Annotated in this window: 16 protein-coding genes; 5 read left to right on the top strand and 11 right to left on the bottom strand. The window is 63.6% G+C overall.

What is annotated here, in order from left to right; all coding sequences use genetic code 11:
* Window positions 1–106 precede the first annotated feature (106 nt).
* From iscX to iscR, 9 genes are all read right to left on the bottom strand, one after another.
* Window positions 107–301, bottom strand: coding sequence for a Fe-S cluster assembly protein IscX (gene iscX, locus PSUB009319_RS06410; protein ID WP_124381408.1), 195 nt, complete (start codon window positions 299–301; stop codon window positions 107–109).
* A gap of 30 nt (window positions 302–331) precedes the next feature.
* Window positions 332–670 carry an ISC system 2Fe-2S type ferredoxin gene (gene fdx / locus PSUB009319_RS06415; RefSeq protein WP_124381409.1) on the bottom strand — a complete coding sequence of 113 codons (339 nt, stop codon included), beginning with the start codon at window positions 668–670 and terminating at the stop codon, window positions 332–334.
* 46 nt (window positions 671–716) lie between these two features.
* Window positions 717–2,582 carry a Fe-S protein assembly chaperone HscA gene (gene hscA / locus PSUB009319_RS06420; RefSeq protein ID WP_124381410.1) on the bottom strand — a complete coding sequence of 622 codons (1,866 nt, stop codon included), beginning with the start codon at window positions 2,580–2,582 and terminating at the stop codon, window positions 717–719.
* Between the two features lie 86 nt (window positions 2,583–2,668).
* On the bottom strand, window positions 2,669–3,208 hold the full coding sequence (gene hscB, locus PSUB009319_RS06425; protein WP_124381411.1) for a Fe-S protein assembly co-chaperone HscB: 540 nt from the start codon (window positions 3,206–3,208) through the stop codon (window positions 2,669–2,671).
* A 34-nt stretch (window positions 3,209–3,242) separates the two neighbouring features.
* Window positions 3,243–3,443 (bottom strand): DUF3565 domain-containing protein, encoded by a 201-nt coding sequence (locus PSUB009319_RS06430; RefSeq protein ID WP_124381412.1) that lies wholly within the window; start codon window positions 3,441–3,443, stop codon window positions 3,243–3,245.
* Window positions 3,440–3,760: an iron-sulfur cluster assembly protein IscA gene (gene iscA / locus PSUB009319_RS06435; protein WP_124381413.1), complete on the bottom strand. Its 321-nt coding sequence runs from the start codon at window positions 3,758–3,760 to the stop codon at window positions 3,440–3,442. Before iscA ends, PSUB009319_RS06430 begins: the two co-directional genes overlap by 4 nt.
* 25 nt (window positions 3,761–3,785) lie before the next feature.
* Window positions 3,786–4,190: a Fe-S cluster assembly scaffold IscU gene (iscU, locus tag PSUB009319_RS06440; RefSeq protein WP_124381414.1), complete on the bottom strand. Its 405-nt coding sequence runs from the start codon at window positions 4,188–4,190 to the stop codon at window positions 3,786–3,788.
* 61 nt (window positions 4,191–4,251) lie between these two features.
* Window positions 4,252–5,469 (bottom strand): IscS subfamily cysteine desulfurase, encoded by a 1,218-nt coding sequence (locus tag PSUB009319_RS06445; RefSeq protein WP_124381415.1) that lies wholly within the window; start codon window positions 5,467–5,469, stop codon window positions 4,252–4,254.
* A 75-nt stretch (window positions 5,470–5,544) separates the two neighbouring features.
* Entirely contained in the window at window positions 5,545–6,138 is a 594-nt protein-coding gene (iscR, locus tag PSUB009319_RS06450) for a Fe-S cluster assembly transcriptional regulator IscR (RefSeq protein WP_124381416.1), read from the bottom strand.
* 424 nt (window positions 6,139–6,562) lie between these two features.
* Here iscR and PSUB009319_RS06455 point away from each other — a divergent pair, with 424 nt between their 5' ends.
* The 5 genes from PSUB009319_RS06455 to rbsK are packed head-to-tail and all read left to right on the top strand — an operon-like array spanning window position 6,563 to window position 12,188.
* Window positions 6,563–7,522: a sugar ABC transporter substrate-binding protein gene (locus PSUB009319_RS06455; protein WP_124381417.1), complete on the top strand. Its 960-nt coding sequence runs from the start codon at window positions 6,563–6,565 to the stop codon at window positions 7,520–7,522.
* A 29-nt stretch (window positions 7,523–7,551) separates the two neighbouring features.
* Complete coding sequence (locus PSUB009319_RS06460) at window positions 7,552–9,129, top strand: sugar ABC transporter ATP-binding protein (protein ID WP_124381418.1); 1,578 nt, start codon at window positions 7,552–7,554, stop codon at window positions 9,127–9,129.
* The gene (locus PSUB009319_RS06465; protein ID WP_124381419.1) at window positions 9,119–10,126 is read left to right on the top strand and encodes an ABC transporter permease; all 1,008 of its coding nucleotides are present in this window, start codon (window positions 9,119–9,121) and stop codon (window positions 10,124–10,126) included. Before PSUB009319_RS06460 ends, PSUB009319_RS06465 begins: the two co-directional genes overlap by 11 nt.
* Before the next feature lie 18 nt (window positions 10,127–10,144).
* Window positions 10,145–11,185, top strand: a complete 1,041-nt coding sequence (locus PSUB009319_RS06470) for a LacI family DNA-binding transcriptional regulator (RefSeq protein ID WP_124381420.1) — start codon at window positions 10,145–10,147, stop codon at window positions 11,183–11,185.
* A 37-nt stretch (window positions 11,186–11,222) separates the two neighbouring features.
* On the top strand, window positions 11,223–12,188 hold the full coding sequence (gene rbsK, locus PSUB009319_RS06475) for a ribokinase (protein WP_124381668.1): 966 nt from the start codon (window positions 11,223–11,225) through the stop codon (window positions 12,186–12,188).
* Here the strand turns inward: rbsK and PSUB009319_RS06480 are convergent.
* Window positions 12,185–14,269, bottom strand: a complete 2,085-nt coding sequence (locus tag PSUB009319_RS06480; RefSeq protein WP_124381421.1) for a site-specific recombinase — start codon at window positions 14,267–14,269, stop codon at window positions 12,185–12,187. The genes rbsK and PSUB009319_RS06480 overlap by 4 nt on opposite strands.
* A 183-nt stretch (window positions 14,270–14,452) precedes the next feature.
* Window positions 14,453–16,546 (bottom strand): excinuclease ABC subunit UvrB, encoded by a 2,094-nt coding sequence (gene uvrB, locus PSUB009319_RS06485; protein ID WP_124381422.1) that lies wholly within the window; start codon window positions 16,544–16,546, stop codon window positions 14,453–14,455.
* Between the last annotated feature and the right edge of the window lie 97 nt (window positions 16,547–16,643).

Raw genomic sequence — 16,643 nt, forward strand, 5'->3', positions numbered from 1 at the left:
TCTGTTTACAACTCCAAGCCCTAAAAACAAAAATGCCGTTCAGGTCTTAACTGAACGGCATTAGGCCTTCGGGCCGGTTTTTTCATGCGCGTTTAGAACATTGCGCTTATTCCGCTTCATCAATCCACGCCTGCTGGATCGCTTCGAGAAATTTCTCGCCACCGCGCTTGTGGTCGTCATCAAAGCCTTCCAGGGTGACGACCTTATTGTGCAGATCGACGAAGTTCAGGCGTGTCGGATCAACGTCGGGGTACTTGTCGTACAGCGCTTCCGCAATCTGCGTGATGTCGTTCCATTTCATGATGGCTCCCTCCACCACAAGCCGCGCGGCTTAGTGGTTCTCCTTGGCATGGTTGATGGTGTACTTCGGGATCTCGACGGTGAGGTCTTCGTCCGCCACCTTGGCCTGACAGGACAGACGCGAGTTCGGCTCCAGCCCCCAAGCCTTGTCGAGCAGGTCTTCTTCTTTCTCAGTCGCTTCATCCAGCGAGTTGAAGCCTTCGCGCACGATCACGTGGCAGGTCGTGCAGGCGCATGATTTTTCGCACGCGTGCTCGATCTCGATATCGGCGTCCAGCAACGCATCGCAGATGGTTGTGCCGGACTTGGCTTCAATCACAGCCCCTTCCGGGCAGTATTCGACGTGAGGAAGGACGACGATTTGTGGCATGAAGAGACTCGTTCGATAAGTGTGTTTGCGGGGATGCGACCGGCGATCAGCCGAGCTCCTCGATACGTTTGCCGGCCAACGCCTTGCGGATGCCGCGGTCCATGCGGCGCGCGGCGAATTCGTCGGTGCCGTGCGACAGCGCATCCACGGCGTCCTTGATGGCGCGGTGGTCTTCGCCCTGCATGGTGGCGCGCAGTTTGGCCATTTCGGTGTCGATGGCGCTGCGCTCGTCCGAAGAGAGCAGATCACCATCGGCCGCCAACGCCTGTGTCAGCGCTTCGAGCAGGCGCTCGCCCTCGACGCGCTCTTCGGCCAGCGCACGGCGGCGCATGTCGTCTTCGGCGGATTGGAAGCCTTCCTGGAGCATGCGCGCGACATCGTCATCGCCCAGGCCATACGACGGCTTCACGGTGATGGATGCTTCCACGCCCGACACAGTCTCGCGCGCGGACACCGACAGCAGGCCATCGGCATCCACCTGATACGTCACACGGATGCGCGCGGCGCCAGCCACCATCGGCGGAATGCCGCGCAGCTCGAAACGCGCGAGCGAACGGCAATCGCTCGCCAGTTCACGTTCGCCTTGCAGCACATGGATCGCCATGGCCGTCTGGCCATCCTTGAAGGTGGTGAACTCCTGCGCGCGCGCCACGGGGATCGTGCTGTTGCGCGGGATGATCTTCTCGACCAGGCCGCCCATCGTCTCGACACCCAGCGACAGCGGGATCACGTCGAGCAGCAGCCAGTCTTCACCCGGTGCGCGGTTGCCCGCCAGCAGATTGGCTTGCATGGCGGCGCCAATCGCGACCACCTGGTCCGGATCGAGATTCGTGAGCGGCGTACGACCAAACAGTTGGCCGATAGCGCGGCGGATGATCGGCATGCGCGTCGCGCCGCCCACCAGCACCACACCGTTCACATCTTCCACCGTAACGCCGGCATCGCGCAGCGCACGGCGCACCGGCGACAGCGTTTTCTGCACCAGATTAGCTGTCAACTCAGCAAAGGTTTCGGCGGTCAGCACAAGGTGCACGGTTTCGCCGGTCGAAAGCATTGCGTCGATCTCCGTGCTGTCAGCGGTGGAGAGCCACTCCTTGGCTGCACGCGCCTTGTTCAGCAGCAAGCGCGTGTCCTCGGCAGAGAGCGGCTGCAGGCCGGCTTGCTCGACGACCCAGCACACGATGCGCTGGTCGAAATCGTCGCCGCCGAGCGCGGAATCGCCGCCTGTCGACATCACTTCGAATACGCCCTTGGTGAGCTTGAGCACAGAGATATCGAACGTGCCGCCACCCAGGTCGTAGACGGCATAGATGCCCTCGGCGCCGTTGTCCAGGCCGTAGGCGATCGCTGCGGCGGTCGGCTCGTTCAGCAGGCGCAGCACGTTCAGGCCGGCCAGCCTGGCGGCGTCCTTGGTGGCCTGGCGCTGTGCGTCATCAAAGTACGCCGGCACGGTAATGACGGCGCCGACCAGTTCATCGCCGAGCGTGTCTTCCGCGCGCTGGCGCAGCGTGGCGAGAATTTCCGCCGACACTTCCACCGGACTCTTCACCCCGGCCACGGTCTTCAACTGCACCATGCCAGGCGCGTCGACAAAGTCGTACGGCGTGTTCTCAATGTGTGCAACGTCCTTCAGACCGCGGCCCATGAAGCGCTTGACAGAGATGATGGTGTTCTTCGGATCGCGCACAGATTCGGCTTGCGCCTTATAGCCGATGTGCGCCCCGCCGGCGGGCAGATAGCGCACCACAGACGGCAGCAACGGGCGGCCCTGATCGTCGGGCAACACTTCCGGCACGCTGCTGCGCACGGAGGCCACCAGCGAGTTGGTCGTGCCCAGGTCGATGCCCACCGCCAGACGGCGCTGGTGCGGTGCGGGCGATTCGCCGGGTTCGGAAATCTGCAGTAAAGCCATGGGGTGTCTCGATTGCGCGGGTGCGGTTGCCAGTGCGATGAACGGCGTGGCTTTGGCAAACCCGACATTGTCGCAAATTCTGGGTTCTAGTCTTCCAGCCGGTCGATGGCCTCAGCGGTGTCGCGTTCGATCTTTTCGATGAACATCAATTGGCGCACGGCGTCAGCCGCTGCGGTGTCGTTACTGTCGCCGTTGAGCAGGCCGGCCAGCGCCTGATAGCGCGCGTATTTTTCCTTGCGCAGCATGCCGAGCAGGTCGTCCAGCGCATCAACGTTGCGCTCCGCCTTCGCATCGCCCAACGCTTCGCGCCATTCCATCTGCTGCATCAGAAACGCCGGCGGCATGGCCGTATTGTTTTCGGCCTGCACGTCGATACCGCGCAGGTGCAGCAAGTATGTCGCCCGTTTCAGCGGATCACGCAGCGTCTGATACGCCTCGTTGGCGCGTGTGGCCCATTGCATGGCAACACGGCGCTCAGCGTCACCGGCATGAGCGTAACGATCCGGGTGCGCCTGCGACTGCACGGTCCGGTACGCGGTGTTCAACGCGTCTTCGTTGACCTCAAAGTGCTCGGGCAAGCCAAACAGGGAGAAATGCGTGGTGTTCGCTGACAGGCCAGGATTCATGAATAAAAAAAGCGGCCGCGCCGCCTTGGTGTTGCTAGCCGACCGGCTCACCCCGATCGCACTTCAGGCACTCCACAATCACGCCGATCTTACTGGCGCGCCCTGCTTCGGTTTCGGTCCAGGGCCGTTGCTGCCAGGGCGGATCGTGGCGCATATGCTGGCCGTGCCCGCAAGCGAGACGGGCGACCCAGTGGCCATCCTCGTCCCGCTCGAAACCGACAATACGCTGCTTCAAACGCGGAACGACTCGCCGCAACCGCACTCGTCCTTCACGTTCGGGTTGTTGAAGCGGAAGCCTTCGTTTAGCCCTTCGCGCGCGTAGTCCAACTCGGTGCCATCGACGTACGGCAGGCTCTTCGGGTCGACGATCACCTTGACACCGTTGGATTCGAAGACCTGGTCTTCGGCGGCAATCTCATCCGCATATTCGAGCTTGTAGGCCAGGCCCGAGCAACCGGTGGTCTTCACGCCCACGCGCAGGCCCACGCCCTTGCCACGGCGGGTCAGGTAGCGTGAGACGTGCTGCGCGGCCTTGTCGGTCAGAGTGATCATGCTGCGTCCTTCCAATCGATGGGCTTCAGGCAACCTTCTGCTCGGCAGCAGTGCCGTGCTTTTCCTTGTAGTCGGCCACGGCCGCCTTGATGGCGTCTTCAGCCAGGATCGAGCAGTGGATTTTCACCGGCGGCAGGGCCAGCTCTTCAGCGATGGCCGTGTTGCGGATTTCCAGCGCCTGATCCAGCGTCTTGCCCTTCACCCACTCCGTCACGAGCGACGACGAGGCGATCGCCGAGCCGCAGCCGTAAGTCTTGAACTTTGCGTCTTCAATCACGCCCTGCTCGTTGACCTTGATCTGCAGCTTCATCACGTCGCCGCAGGCCGGCGCGCCAACCATGCCGGTGCCGACCGTCTCGTCGCCCTTCTCGAACGAGCCGACGTTGCGCGGGTTTTCGTAATGGTCCAGAACTTGGTTGCTGTAAGACATTTCACACCTCTTTCAATCGTTGGCTGGCGCGGGGGCGCCTGTTATTCGTCAAACGCCGCGCTTAGTGCGCCGCCCATTGAATGCTGTTCAGATCCACGCCGTCCTTGTACATCTCCCACAACGGAGACAGGTCGCGCAGCTTGCCGATCTTGTTCTTGAGCAGATCGACCACGTAGTCGACCTCTTCTTCCGTGGTGAAGCGGCCGACCGTGAAGCGGATCGAGCTGTGGGCCAGTTCGTCATTGCGGCCCAGCGCACGCAGCACGTAGGACGGTTCCAGCGAGGCCGACGTACAAGCCGAACCTGACGACACGGCAACGTCCTTGATCGCCATGATCAGCGACTCGCCTTCCACAAAGTTGAAGCTGATGTTCAGGTTGTGCGGCACACGCTGTTCCATGTCGCCGTTCACGTACACCTCTTCCATCGTGTTCAGACCGCGGTACAGGCGGTCACGCAGCATGCGGACGCGCTCGTTCTCGGTCGCCATTTCTTCCTTGGCGATGCGGAACGCTTCGCCCATGCCGACGATCTGGTGCGTCGCCAGCGTGCCCGAACGCATACCGCGCTCGTGGCCACCGCCGTGCATCTGCGCTTCGATGCGGATACGCGGCTTGCGGCGCACATACAGCGCGCCAATGCCCTTCGGGCCATATGTCTTGTGCGCCGAGAACGACATCAGATCGACCTTCAGCTTCTGCAGGTCAATGCCCACCTTGCCCGTGGCCTGCGCCGCATCCACGTGGAAAATCACGCCCTTCTCGCGGCAGATCTCACCAAGTTGCTCGATGTCCTGAACGACGCCGATCTCGTTGTTCACCATCATCACCGACGCAAGAATGGTGTCCGGGCGGATGGCTTGCTTGAAGACTTCGATATCGATCAGGCCGTTGTCCTTCACGTCCAGATACGTGACTTCAAAGCCCTGGCGCTCCAGCTCACGCGTCGTGTCCAGCACAGCCTTGTGCTCGGTCTTGACGGTGATGATGTGCTTGCCCTTGCTGCTGTAGAAATTGGCTGCGCCCTTGATCGCCAGGTTGTCCGACTCGGTCGCGCCCGACGTCCACACGATCTCGCGCGGGTCTGCATTGACCAGCGCGGCGACTTGCTCGCGCGCGGTCTCGACGGCCTTCTCGGCCTCCCAGCCAAACGGGTGGCTGCGCGATGCCGGATTGCCGAAGCTCTCGCGCAGGTACGGAATCATCTTGTCGACCACGCGCGGATCCACCGGCGTCGTCGCGGAATAGTCCATGTAGATGGGAAGCTGCAGGGTGCTCATATCTTGTCTGCCTTGTGTGGGGGGCGATGTTCTATTTGTGGGGCGGCTTCAGGGCCGAACCTCACGCCGGCACAGTCACGACTGCGCCAGACTGAAAACGGAGTTGACCAGCGGTGCGCGCTTGACCGGCTCGGCCGCTACCGATGCGGTGGCGGGCGCGTCGAGGGAGCGGGCACGCGTCGGCGTGCGCTCACGGCGGGCCGGACGCGCTTCGCGCATGTCTTGAATCACTTCGGGCTGACGCTCGCGTTGCTGGTCAACCAGATTCTGCAGCGATACGGAATCGAGGTACTCCACCATCTTCTGGTTGAGCGTGGCCCAAAGGTCGTGCGTCATGCAGCGGCCGGCGTGTCCACCACTGTGCTCTTCGCCGCCGCAGTTGCCCTTGCCGCCGCATTGGGTGGCATCAAGGGGCTCGTCCACGGCGATGATGATGTCTGCAACGGTGACGTCGTCCGCACGGCGCGCGAGGCTGTAGCCACCGCCCGGACCACGCACGCTTTCCACGATTTCGTGGCGGCGCAGTTTGCCGAACAACTGCTCCAGATACGACAGCGAAATCTTCTGACGCTGGCTGATGCCGGCCAGCGTGACCGGGCCCTGCTCTTGGCGCAGCGCCAAGTCAATCATGGCGGTGACCGCGAAGCGGCCTTTGGTGGTCAGTCTCATGGCGTCGGGGGAAATACCTGATCATTTTGCTCAAGTATAAAGGAACCCGACAAAATCAGTCAACTAAGGCGTCGGGGGATTCCGCGTCGCAGCAAGGGGTTTGCAGCGCCCCAAGAATGGGGTGGCCACGCGGCAGGCCGTATTGTGGACCAAAACAATCCACCACGTTGGATAGGGCCTATCACGCCACTCCTTCAGCGCGACTTGCGAACCGACCGCGACGGCATGGCCACTACGGGTTTCTACTTATGCGATGGAAAGCGCAATTTTGTTGACTTCTGTTACGTGGTAGCCGAGACTCCTAAATACGCAAACGTTTGCGAAGAGCGAGGCGCGATTGCCCTTAGAAAGCCCTGACGGCACGACAAAGCAACGACGCTCGCACCCATCCGCCCCAGACAGGCCTCTTCCTGGAGGAGACACCATGGATATCCGCCGTCGCCGCGCCCTGCAACTTGGCGCGGGTTCTGTTGTAGCTGTTGCGTTGCCCTTTCCGTTTTCCCTTGCACATGCCGCCAATCAGCCGCCCAAGGTGGCGCTGGTGATGAAATCGCTCGCCAACGAGTTCTTCCTGACCATGGAGACCGGCGCACGCAAGCATCAGAAAGATCACGCTGCCGAATACACGCTGCTGTGCAACGGTATCCGCGACGAGACGGACACCACCGGCCAGATCCGCCTGATTGAGCAAATGATCGTATCGAAGGTCGATGCGCTGGTGCTGGCGCCGGCCGATTCCAAGGCGCTGGTGCCGGTGGTCAAGAAAGCCGTGGACGCGGGCATCCTCGTCATCAATATCGACAACCGGCTGGACCCGGCTGCGCTCAAGGAGAAAGACCTGAACGTGCCCTTCGTTGGGCCGGACAACCGCAAGGGCGCGCGGCTGGTGGGCGACTTCGTTGCCAAGTCGCTCAAGCCGGGCGACGCCGTGGGCATTATCGAAGGTATTCCGACCACCACCAACGCCCAGCAGCGCACTGCCGGCTTCAAGGATGCCGCCGAGGCTGCCAAGCTGAAGATCGCGGGCGTGCAATCGGGCGAATGGGAAATCGACAAAGGCAACAAGGTGGCCGCCGCGATGCTGCGCTCGCAACCAGGCCTGAAAGCGCTGCTGTGCGGTAACGACAACATGGCAATTGGCGCCGTGTCTGCCGTGCGCGCAGCGGGCAAGCTGGGCAAGGTGCTGATTGGCGGCTATGACAACATCGACGCCATCAAGGCCATGCTGGCTGACGGACGCGTGATTGCCACCGCAGACCAGCACGCCGATCAGCAGGCCGTCTACGGTATCGAGACCGCACTGAAGGCCTTGGCTGCCAAAACGCCGCAGGCGAAGCTGACGGGTGTCGTCGAGACGCCGGTCAACCTCGTTACGCGCGCGTAACGCCACAGACGGGCAAGCCGCCGCCAGCCATGTCTGCCGCTTACGAACCGCGCCCGCCACTGCTGCGCATCTCCAACGTCAGCAAGCGCTACGCCGCCCCCGTGCTGCGAGACATCGATCTCGACGTGCATGCGGGCGAGGTGCTTGCGCTCACGGGCGAGAACGGCGCGGGCAAGAGCACACTCTCCAAGATCCTTTGCGGGCTGGAGACGGCGACTTCGGGCTCGATGACACTGGCTGGCACGCTGTACGCACCGGCCTCGCGCTGCGCGGCGGAAGCGCTGGGCGTACGCATGGTGCTGCAGGAACTGAGCATGGTGCCGACGCTTTCGGTGGCTGAGAACCTGTTCCTTGGCGACCTGCCGCGGCGTCTCGGCTTTGTTGACCGTGCCGCGCTGCACCGCCGGTCCGAGCAGGCACTCGCGCGCGTCGGCCTGAAGCTCGACCCGTGGACGCCCGTGCATACGCTCGGCATCGGCCACCGTCAGATGATCGAGATTGCCCGTGCTCTGGCCAGCGCGTGTCGTGTGCTGATCCTCGACGAGCCGACGGCGATGCTGAGCGCGCACGAAAGCGCCACGCTGTTCGAGCGCATCGACGCGCTGCGCCGCGAAGGTGTGGCGATCGTCTATATATCGCACCGCCTGGACGAACTGGCGCGTGTTGCTGACCGCATCGCCGTGTTGCGTGACGGCCAGTTGATCATCGATGCGCCGGCCGCCACGGTCACGCAGGAAACGTTGATCCGGGCGATGGTCGGACGCGACGTGGCGGCCCCATCCGAAACGGAACGTGCCGCACGCAAGCCCTGGCATGGCGATGCTTCACCCGCACTGCGAGTGACCGGTCTCACGCGCGCGCCGGCTGTGCGCGACGTGAGCTTCGACGTCGCACCGGGCGAGATTTTTGGCATCGCGGGCCTGGTCGGCGCGGGGCGCACGGAACTGCTGCGGCTGATCTTCGGCGCAGACCGCGCGGATGCCGGCACCATTGAAGTCGGCACGCCGCTGGCACCGGCGCGCATCCACTCCCCCAACGACGCGGTGCGCCGCGGTATCAGCCTGCTCACAGAAGATCGCAAAGACGAAGGCCTGATGCTCGGCTTGCCCATTGCCACCAACATTGCATTGGGCAACATGCCAAGCGTAACGACGCGCGGCTGGCTGCAACCGGCGCGCGAGCGTGTGCTGGCGCAGCGGCACATCAGCGCAATGCGCATCCGTTGCGCGGGGCCGGAGCAACCGGTAGGTGAGCTCTCTGGCGGCAATCAGCAAAAGGTGGCGGTTGCCCGCTGGCTGGAGCGCGACACCCCGGTGCTGCTGTTCGATGAACCCACGCGCGGCGTGGACGTGGGCGCCAAGTTTGACATCTACATGCTGCTCGATGCGCTGGCCGCGCGCGGCAAGGCGCTGGTCGTGGTGTCGAGCGACTTGCGCGAACTCATGCAGTTGTGTGATCGCATCGGCGTGATGCGTGCTGGGCGGCTCACGCACATCTTTCAACGCAACGGCTGGAGCCAGGACGCTCTGCTCGCCGCTGCGTTCGGTGAGTCGGAACCCGAGTTACCGAACCTCAGTTCGTCTTCGGAGACCGCAGATGCGCTCTGATTCCACCCTGTCTCCGACGCCGCCCGCTGCGCCTGCCAGCACGCGCGCCGCGCTGGGCATGTCGCTTGGCGCAATCGGCGGGCTGCTGGCCGCGTTGATCGCCATGCTGGTGTTGTTCAGCACACTCTCGCCGACATTCTTCTCGCCGCCCACGTTCACGACCATTGCCAACGAAATTCCCGACCTGCTGGTCATGGCCGTCGGCATGACCTTCATTCTGATGATCGGTGGCATTGATTTGTCGGTCGGCTCGGTGCTGGCGCTGGCGGCTTCGGTGCTGTCGGTTGCCATGACCAAGTTCGGCTGGGGCCTGTTGCCGGCGGCATTGGCAGGCGTCGTCCTGGCAACGGCAGCCGGCACGCTCACGGGTGCGGTGACGGTGCACTGGGGCATCCCTTCATTCATCGTGTCGCTGGGTGTACTGGAGATGGCGCGCGGCCTCGCCTACAGCCTTACCGATTCGCGCACTGTGTACATCGGCAGCGCGGTCGACTGGCTGGCCAACCCGATCGCACTAGGCATTGCGCCATCGTTCCTGATTGCGATTGTTATCACGGTCGTTGGCCAGATCGTACTGGTACGCACGGTGTTTGGGCGCTACCTCGTGGCCATCGGCACCAATGAAGAAGCCGTGCGGCTGGCGGGCGTCAACCCGCGCCCCTACAAGATCGCGGTGTTCGCGCTGATGGGCCTGCTCTCGGGCCTGGCTGCGCTGTTCCAGGTGTCGCGCCTGGAGGCGGCCGACCCGAATGCCGGCGTCGGCATGGAACTGCAAGTGATCGCTGCGGTGGTGATCGGCGGCACGAGCCTGATGGGCGGACGCGGGTCGGTCGCGCGCACGCTGTTCGGCGTGCTGATCATCTCGGTGCTCGAATCGGGCCTCGCACAGATCGGCGCTTCCGAACCCACCAAACGGATCATCACGGGCGCGGTCATTGTCGCGGCCGTGGTCATGGATACCTATCGCACCCGCCGCAACCGCACCAAGCCACACTGAGAGACCGAGGAGATCGTCATGGCAACCATCAAGGACGTGGCCGCACTGGCCGGAGTTTCGTTCACCACCGTCTCGCACGTCATCAACAACACGAGGCCAGTCAACGCCGAGACCCGCAAGCGCGTGGAAGAGGCCATCCGTGCCACGCGCTACGTGCCCAGCGCCGTGGCGCGTTCGCTCAAGCACCGCACCACGCGCACCATCGGCGTGCTCGTGCCCACCGCCACCAACCCGTACTTTGCGGAGCTGGCGCGCGGCATTGAAGACGTGTGCGCGGCTGCCGGCTACAGCGTCATACTTTGCAATTCCGATGACGACCCGCGCAAGCAGCGCGACTACCTGCGCGTGCTGATGGAAAAGCGCGTCGACGGCATCATCGTCAGCAGTGCCGGGCCCGACACGGCTTTGATCGAGGCGCTCGGCGAATCGGCCCTGCCAGTTGTGATGGTCGACCGCCCGACTGAAGGCATCCATGCCGATCAGGTGCAAGTCGATCACGAAGAAGGCGCCTACATGGCGACCAAGCATCTGCTGGACCTTGGCCACCGCCGCATCGCCTGCATCAGCGGGCCGTCGGCGCTGAGCGTGACGGCCGAGCGCCTGGCAGGTTTCCATCGTGCGTTGCGCGAATCGGGCGTGCCAGAGGCCTCCGCCCGCATTGCCGAAGGCGATTTCACCAGCCCCGGCGGCTACCGCGCCGCGCGTCAACTGCTGACCGAAGGTGAGCTGCCCACCGCCATCTTTGCCGGCAATGATCTGATGGGCATCGGCGCGCTGCGTGCCGCGGCCGAGTTGGGCATTCCCGTGCCCAAGGCGCTGTCCGTGATCGGTTTTGACGACATCGAACTCAGTCGCTACGTCTATCCAGCGCTGTCCACCGTTGGCCAGTCGATCCGCCAACTGGGTGAGACCACCGCGCAAACGCTGCTCGAACACCTCGGTGACAACGCCTTGCGCCATCCCGTGGAAGAACCGCGCGCGCGCCGCATCGTGCTGCCGCCGCGCCTATCGCTGCGCGAGTCGACCGCCGAGCCCGAGCGCCCGGCACGCGCTGCCTGATCCTGCATTCCTTTCACGCTTTCAACGTAGTCCCGCCATCGTGGCAAAGCACCCTTCCGCCTCTCCTGTCTACCCTGCTGCCGACGTGCTGATCGTCGGCAGCCTGAATATGGATCTCGTGATCCGCACACCGCGCCTGCCGCGTCCTGGGCAAACGGTTGCAGCGCCTGCGCTGGAAACCATCCCAGGTGGCAAGGGTGCCAACCAGGCCGTGGCCGCTGCACGCCTGGGCGCGCGTGTCGCCATGCTTGGATGCGTCGGCGATGACGCATACGGCACGGCACTGCGCGACGGCCTGCGCCGCGAGGGCGTGGAGACGTCGATGGTGTCTGCGCACGCTGGCGCCGCTACTGGCATCGCTTGCGTAACCGTGGCCAATAGCGGCCAGAACACCATCGTCATTGTGGCCGGCGCCAACGAATTGCTGACGCCGGCCATGATCGAAGCGCAGCGCTCCGCATTCGAGCGCGCACGCGTGATCGTCTGTCAGTTGGAATCCCCACCGGATGCGGTGGAATGCGCGCTCAAGCTGGGCCAGCGGTTGGGCAAGATCGTCATCCTGAACCCGGCGCCCGCCATCGGCCCGTTGCCTACGCCATGGATTGCGGCCTGCGATTATCTGATCCCGAACGAGACCGAAGCCGCACTGCTGACGGCCCGCCCTGTCGATTCACCCGAAGCCGCGTTGGATGCTGCCGCAGATCTGCACGCGCAAGGTGCGCGGCACGTGATTGTCACGCTGGGCTCGCATGGCGTTGCTTACATGGATACCCACTCACGCTTGCTAATGCCGGCGCCCACCGTGCAGGCCATCGACACCACGGCCGCCGGCGACACGTTTGTCGGTGCGCTGGCTGCGGCGCTGGCGGAAGATGCGGCACCCGATGTAGCCATTGAGTTCGGACAAGCCGCGGCGGCGGTGTCAGTCACCCGGCTGGGCGCGCAGCCGTCCATTCCGTTCCGTAGCGAGTTGGGCGCACCTGCCACACCCGTGACGCATTAGGCCGGCGTGCTGGTGCCGGGCGGCGCGCTCGCAGTCGGCGCGCGCGGCACCAGCAGGCACAGCGGGTCACGCACGATCCGTCGCAATACCGCGCCCGTAATGCGCCAGCGATCCAGCCTGCGCAGGTTGCGCGAGCGCATCGCCATGCCAAACGCCAGCGCAAACGACACCGCGACGTTCAACACGCCCATCAGGGCGATGCCAGCCACCGCCAGCCAGAACGCGCCCGTGTGCATTACATCCGAGCCCAGCACACCGACGGCCGTCGCCACCGAACCCGTCGACAGTGTGACGTGACGCACTTCCAGATGCGGCCCGAAGAACGAGATGATCTCCGGCCCCAGCCCCAGCATAAAACCCAGCGACACGTTGGCGACAATGCCCGAGAGATTGCGCTTCCAGAAGTCTGCAACGCGATGCGCGCCGCGCTCGCCCACCATGAAGCGCAGGCGCCGGTGGTAGGCAATCACATCGCCCACGCGATGCAGCGCGAACCAGTTGTCGGCCCAGCCTGCCGCCAGGCTCGATGCCCACAGCAGCACACCTGTGAAGGCTGCGTACAACGGCGTCAGGCCAAGAATCGAAAACGAATCGATCGTCGCCACCGCCTTCTCCGGCGAGATCAGATTCGCATGTAAAAAGCGCCCGGCCATCCACTGCACCAGGAACGCCACCGGCCCCACTGCCACGAGGTTGCCGGCAATCGCCGCCGCGTTGGAACGGATCATGGCGACGGTGTCGTCAACGAAGCGATCCAGCCCTTCGGGCCGGCTCACCTGATCGATCCGATGTGCCAGCGCGGGGGCTGTCATCGCCGGCTGCTTGGTCGCCAGCGTGAAGTGCGCGAAGTGAATGCCAAGAAAGCTCACCGCATAGTTGATCGACGCGAAAAACCCTTCTGCCACGCGGCTCAGATGCGCGGCGGTAATGAAGAACTTGATGTAGACCGTGGCCACCGTGATGAGGCCGCCGCCGGCCGCCGCCTTCACCATGGCGCCATATTCCTTGCCGTCGCGGGTGATGTAGTGCTCGCCGGTCTCGGCGGAACGCTCGACCACCTTGCGTGCCAGATCGGCAAAAGTGGAACGGATCAGGTAGCCGACACTTCGGCGGTGCTGGCTGGCAGAAACCAATTCGGCCGTCAGATGCACGAAGCGGCGTGAGGCGCGCGCATCGGCCCAGGCGGTGAGCAGCAAGTCCAGACGGCCCAGCCACGCCTTCATGCGCTCGACCTGGAACACGACTTCAACCGAAACGCCGTTCTCATCCAGATGCTGATAAACGCTGGCCGTGGCCATGCGGCATTGGTCCAGCACGGCACGGAAGTAGTTGAGCTGCTGCCCCATGGCTTCGGGGCGGGCGGGCGCCTCGTCCGGCCGTTCAAGGAAGATGGCGTTGGCGGCATCGGCCAACCGGTAGAACGGCGAGTCAGTGACTTCCGCATAGTCCATGCGCATACGGATACCGCGCGACAAGCCCGCCGCACGCACCTGGCTGATCAGGATCTGGATACCCAGCCCCAAGCTGCGTTCCAGCCGTGTCTGGCCTGTCGTTTCATCTTCATCGCTCAGGCCGGCACGGAAGAGCGTGTGCAGACGCGTTACCAGTTCGTCGTCCAGGCCATCCACCCATTGCGCATCGGTCGGGCCAACAAACAGCAGTGCGAACAGCGTGGACAACTGCGCCTGATTGGGCGCGGGCGGCAGGAAGCGCGCCTGCCAGCGGTCAACCAATTCACCCCAGAAACCGGAGCGTGACGAGAGCCCCGTATCGCACAGCAGCGACACCGGATCGTTGTCCTGCATGATGCTGCGCAGCGTATGCCCGACCCGCTCGGCCAGCTCCGGGTTGTTCTCCAGCACCTGCAGCAGATAGCGCAGACGCGCGTAACGCCATGACTCTGATGTGGCCCCCGCAGGCCGATCGGCACGGCGCAGCCAGTACGCCAGCTCGATCAGCCATTCATTGCGTTCGGCCAGACTGCGCGTGGGCTCGAACTGCGCCAGGATGGCATCGAGTTGATGGCTGGCGTGCCGGGAAGCGCGCCACTTGCGCCACGGATTGAGCAAAAAATTGAACATCAAACTCCCTGGATAACGAACACGTGCACCCAGCGCATGGGCCGGTGCCTGCTTAACGTGTCCCAGCTCCGAACAGGCGACGCGCGGCGCCTGAATATGATTTGAAATTGTGTCAAAACGAACTCACCGCCAGCTCCGCAGGAGGTGGCGGTGAGTATCCGACCCGTCAAATGGCCGCGCAGTTCAGGCGGCCGGAACGATATGGTCTTCGCCGCTCGCGCCGAAGAGCTGCGACTTGAGCTTGGCCAGTTGATCGCGAACCGCCGCCGCCTTCTCGAATTCGAGGTTCTTGGCGTGGTCGAGCATCTGCTTTTCCAGCCGCTTGATTTCCTTGGACGCCTGCTTTTCGCTCATGTCCTCGTACTTGGCGGCCTCTTGCGCGGCCTTCAACTCGGCACGCGCCTCGTCGACGTTGTACACGCCGTCGATGATGTCCTTGATGCGCTTGACCACACCGCGCGGCGTGATGCCGTTCGCCTCATTGTGGGCGATCTGCTTGGCGCGGCGGCGCTCGGTTTCGCCAATGGCCTTCTTCATCGACTCGGTAATGCGGTCGGCGTAGAGAATGGCGGTGCCGTTCACGTTCCGCGCGGCGCGTCCGATGGTCTGGATGAGCGAGCGCTCCGCGCGCAGGAAACCTTCCTTGTCCGCGTCCAGAATCGCCACCAGCGACACCTCGGGAATGTCCAAACCCTCGCGCAGCAGGTTGATGCCGACCAGCACGTCAAACGTACCCAGTCGCAGGTCGCGGATGATCTCCACGCGCTCGACCGTATCGATATCCGAGTGCAGGTAGCGAACCTTGACGCCATTCTCGGACAGAAACTCCGTAAGTTGCTCTGCCATGCGCTTGGTGAGCGTGGTCACCAGCACGCGCTCCCCCGCTTCGACGCGCAAGTGGATCTCCGAGAGCAGGTCATCCACCTGCGTGGTGGCTGGGCGCACTTCAATGGTCGGATCGACGAGGCCTGTGGGACGCACCACCTGCTCGACCACTTCGGTGTCGCCCACCGTTTTCTTCTCGTAGTCGCCCGGCGTGGCAGAGACGAACGTCACCTGCCGCATCTTGGTCTCGAACTCGGCAAACTTGAGCGGCCGGTTGTCGAGCGCAGAAGGCAACCGAAAACCGTACTCGGACAGCGTTTCCTTGCGCGCGCGGTCGCCGTTGTACATGCCGTTGAGCTGGCCGATCAGCACGTGCGACTCATCCAGAAACATCAGCGCATCGGGCGGCAGATAGTCGACCAGCGTTGGCGGCGGCTCGCCCGGCGCGGAGCCCGACAGATGCCGCGAGTAGTTCTCGATGCCCTTGCAGAAGCCCAGCTCCTGCAGCATCTCCAGGTCAAAGCGCGTGCGCTGCTCCAGCCGCTGCGCCTCAACCAGCTTGTTTTCCTTGTAGAAGAAATCGAGCCGTTCGCGCAGTTCGGCCTTGATGGTCTCGATGGCGCGCAGCACGGTCTCGCGCGGCGTCACGTAATGGCTTGACGGGTACACCGTGAAGCGCGGAATCTTCTGCCGCACACGCCCGGTAAGCGGGTCGAACAGTTGCAGCGATTCGACTTCGTCATCGAACAGTTCGAGGCGCACGGCCATCTCGGCGTGCTCCGCGGGGAAGATGTCAACCGTGTCGCCGCGCACGCGGAAGGTGCCGCGCTGGAAGTCCGTCTCGTTGCGCGTGTACTGCATGGCGATCAGACGCGCGATCACATCGCGCTGGCTGACCTTGTCGCCCGCGCGCAGCGTCAGGATCATCTGGTGGTATTCGCTCGGGTTGCCGATCCCGTAGATGGCCGAGACAGTGGCCACGATCACCACATCGCGGCGCTCCAGCAGGCTCTTGGTGGCCGACAGCCGCATCTGCTCGATGTGCTCGTTGATCGACGAATCCTTCTCGATGAAGAGATCGCGCTGTGGCACGTAGGCTTCCGGCTGGTAGTAGTCGTAGTACGAGACGAAGTACTCGACCGCGTTGCGGGGGAAGAACTCGCGAAACTCTGAGTACAACTGCGCCGCCAGCGTCTTGTTGGGCGCAAACACGATGGCCGGGCGCCCCACCTGCGCGATCACATTGGCCATGGTGAACGTCTTGCCTGAGCCCGTCACACCCAGCAGGGTCTGATACGCAAGGCCATCCCCGATGTTTTCAACGAGCTGGCGGATCGCCTCGGGCTGATCGCCGGCCGGCGGATATGGCTGGTACAACTGGAACGGCGAGCCCTCGAAAGTCACGAACTTCGACTCGTCGTGCGGGCTGGGGACTTGGCTCAGATCGGTCATGGCGGCGGGGCAGGATGGCAGCGCGGAAAGTCGACAAAAGTGACTCGCACGCCCCAGAAAATGAGGGCGGCAACGGCAATTGCAACCAATCTTTTAG

This window comes from Ralstonia sp. SET104 (assembly GCF_003851545.1).
GTDB lineage: Bacteria > Pseudomonadota > Gammaproteobacteria > Burkholderiales > Burkholderiaceae > Ralstonia.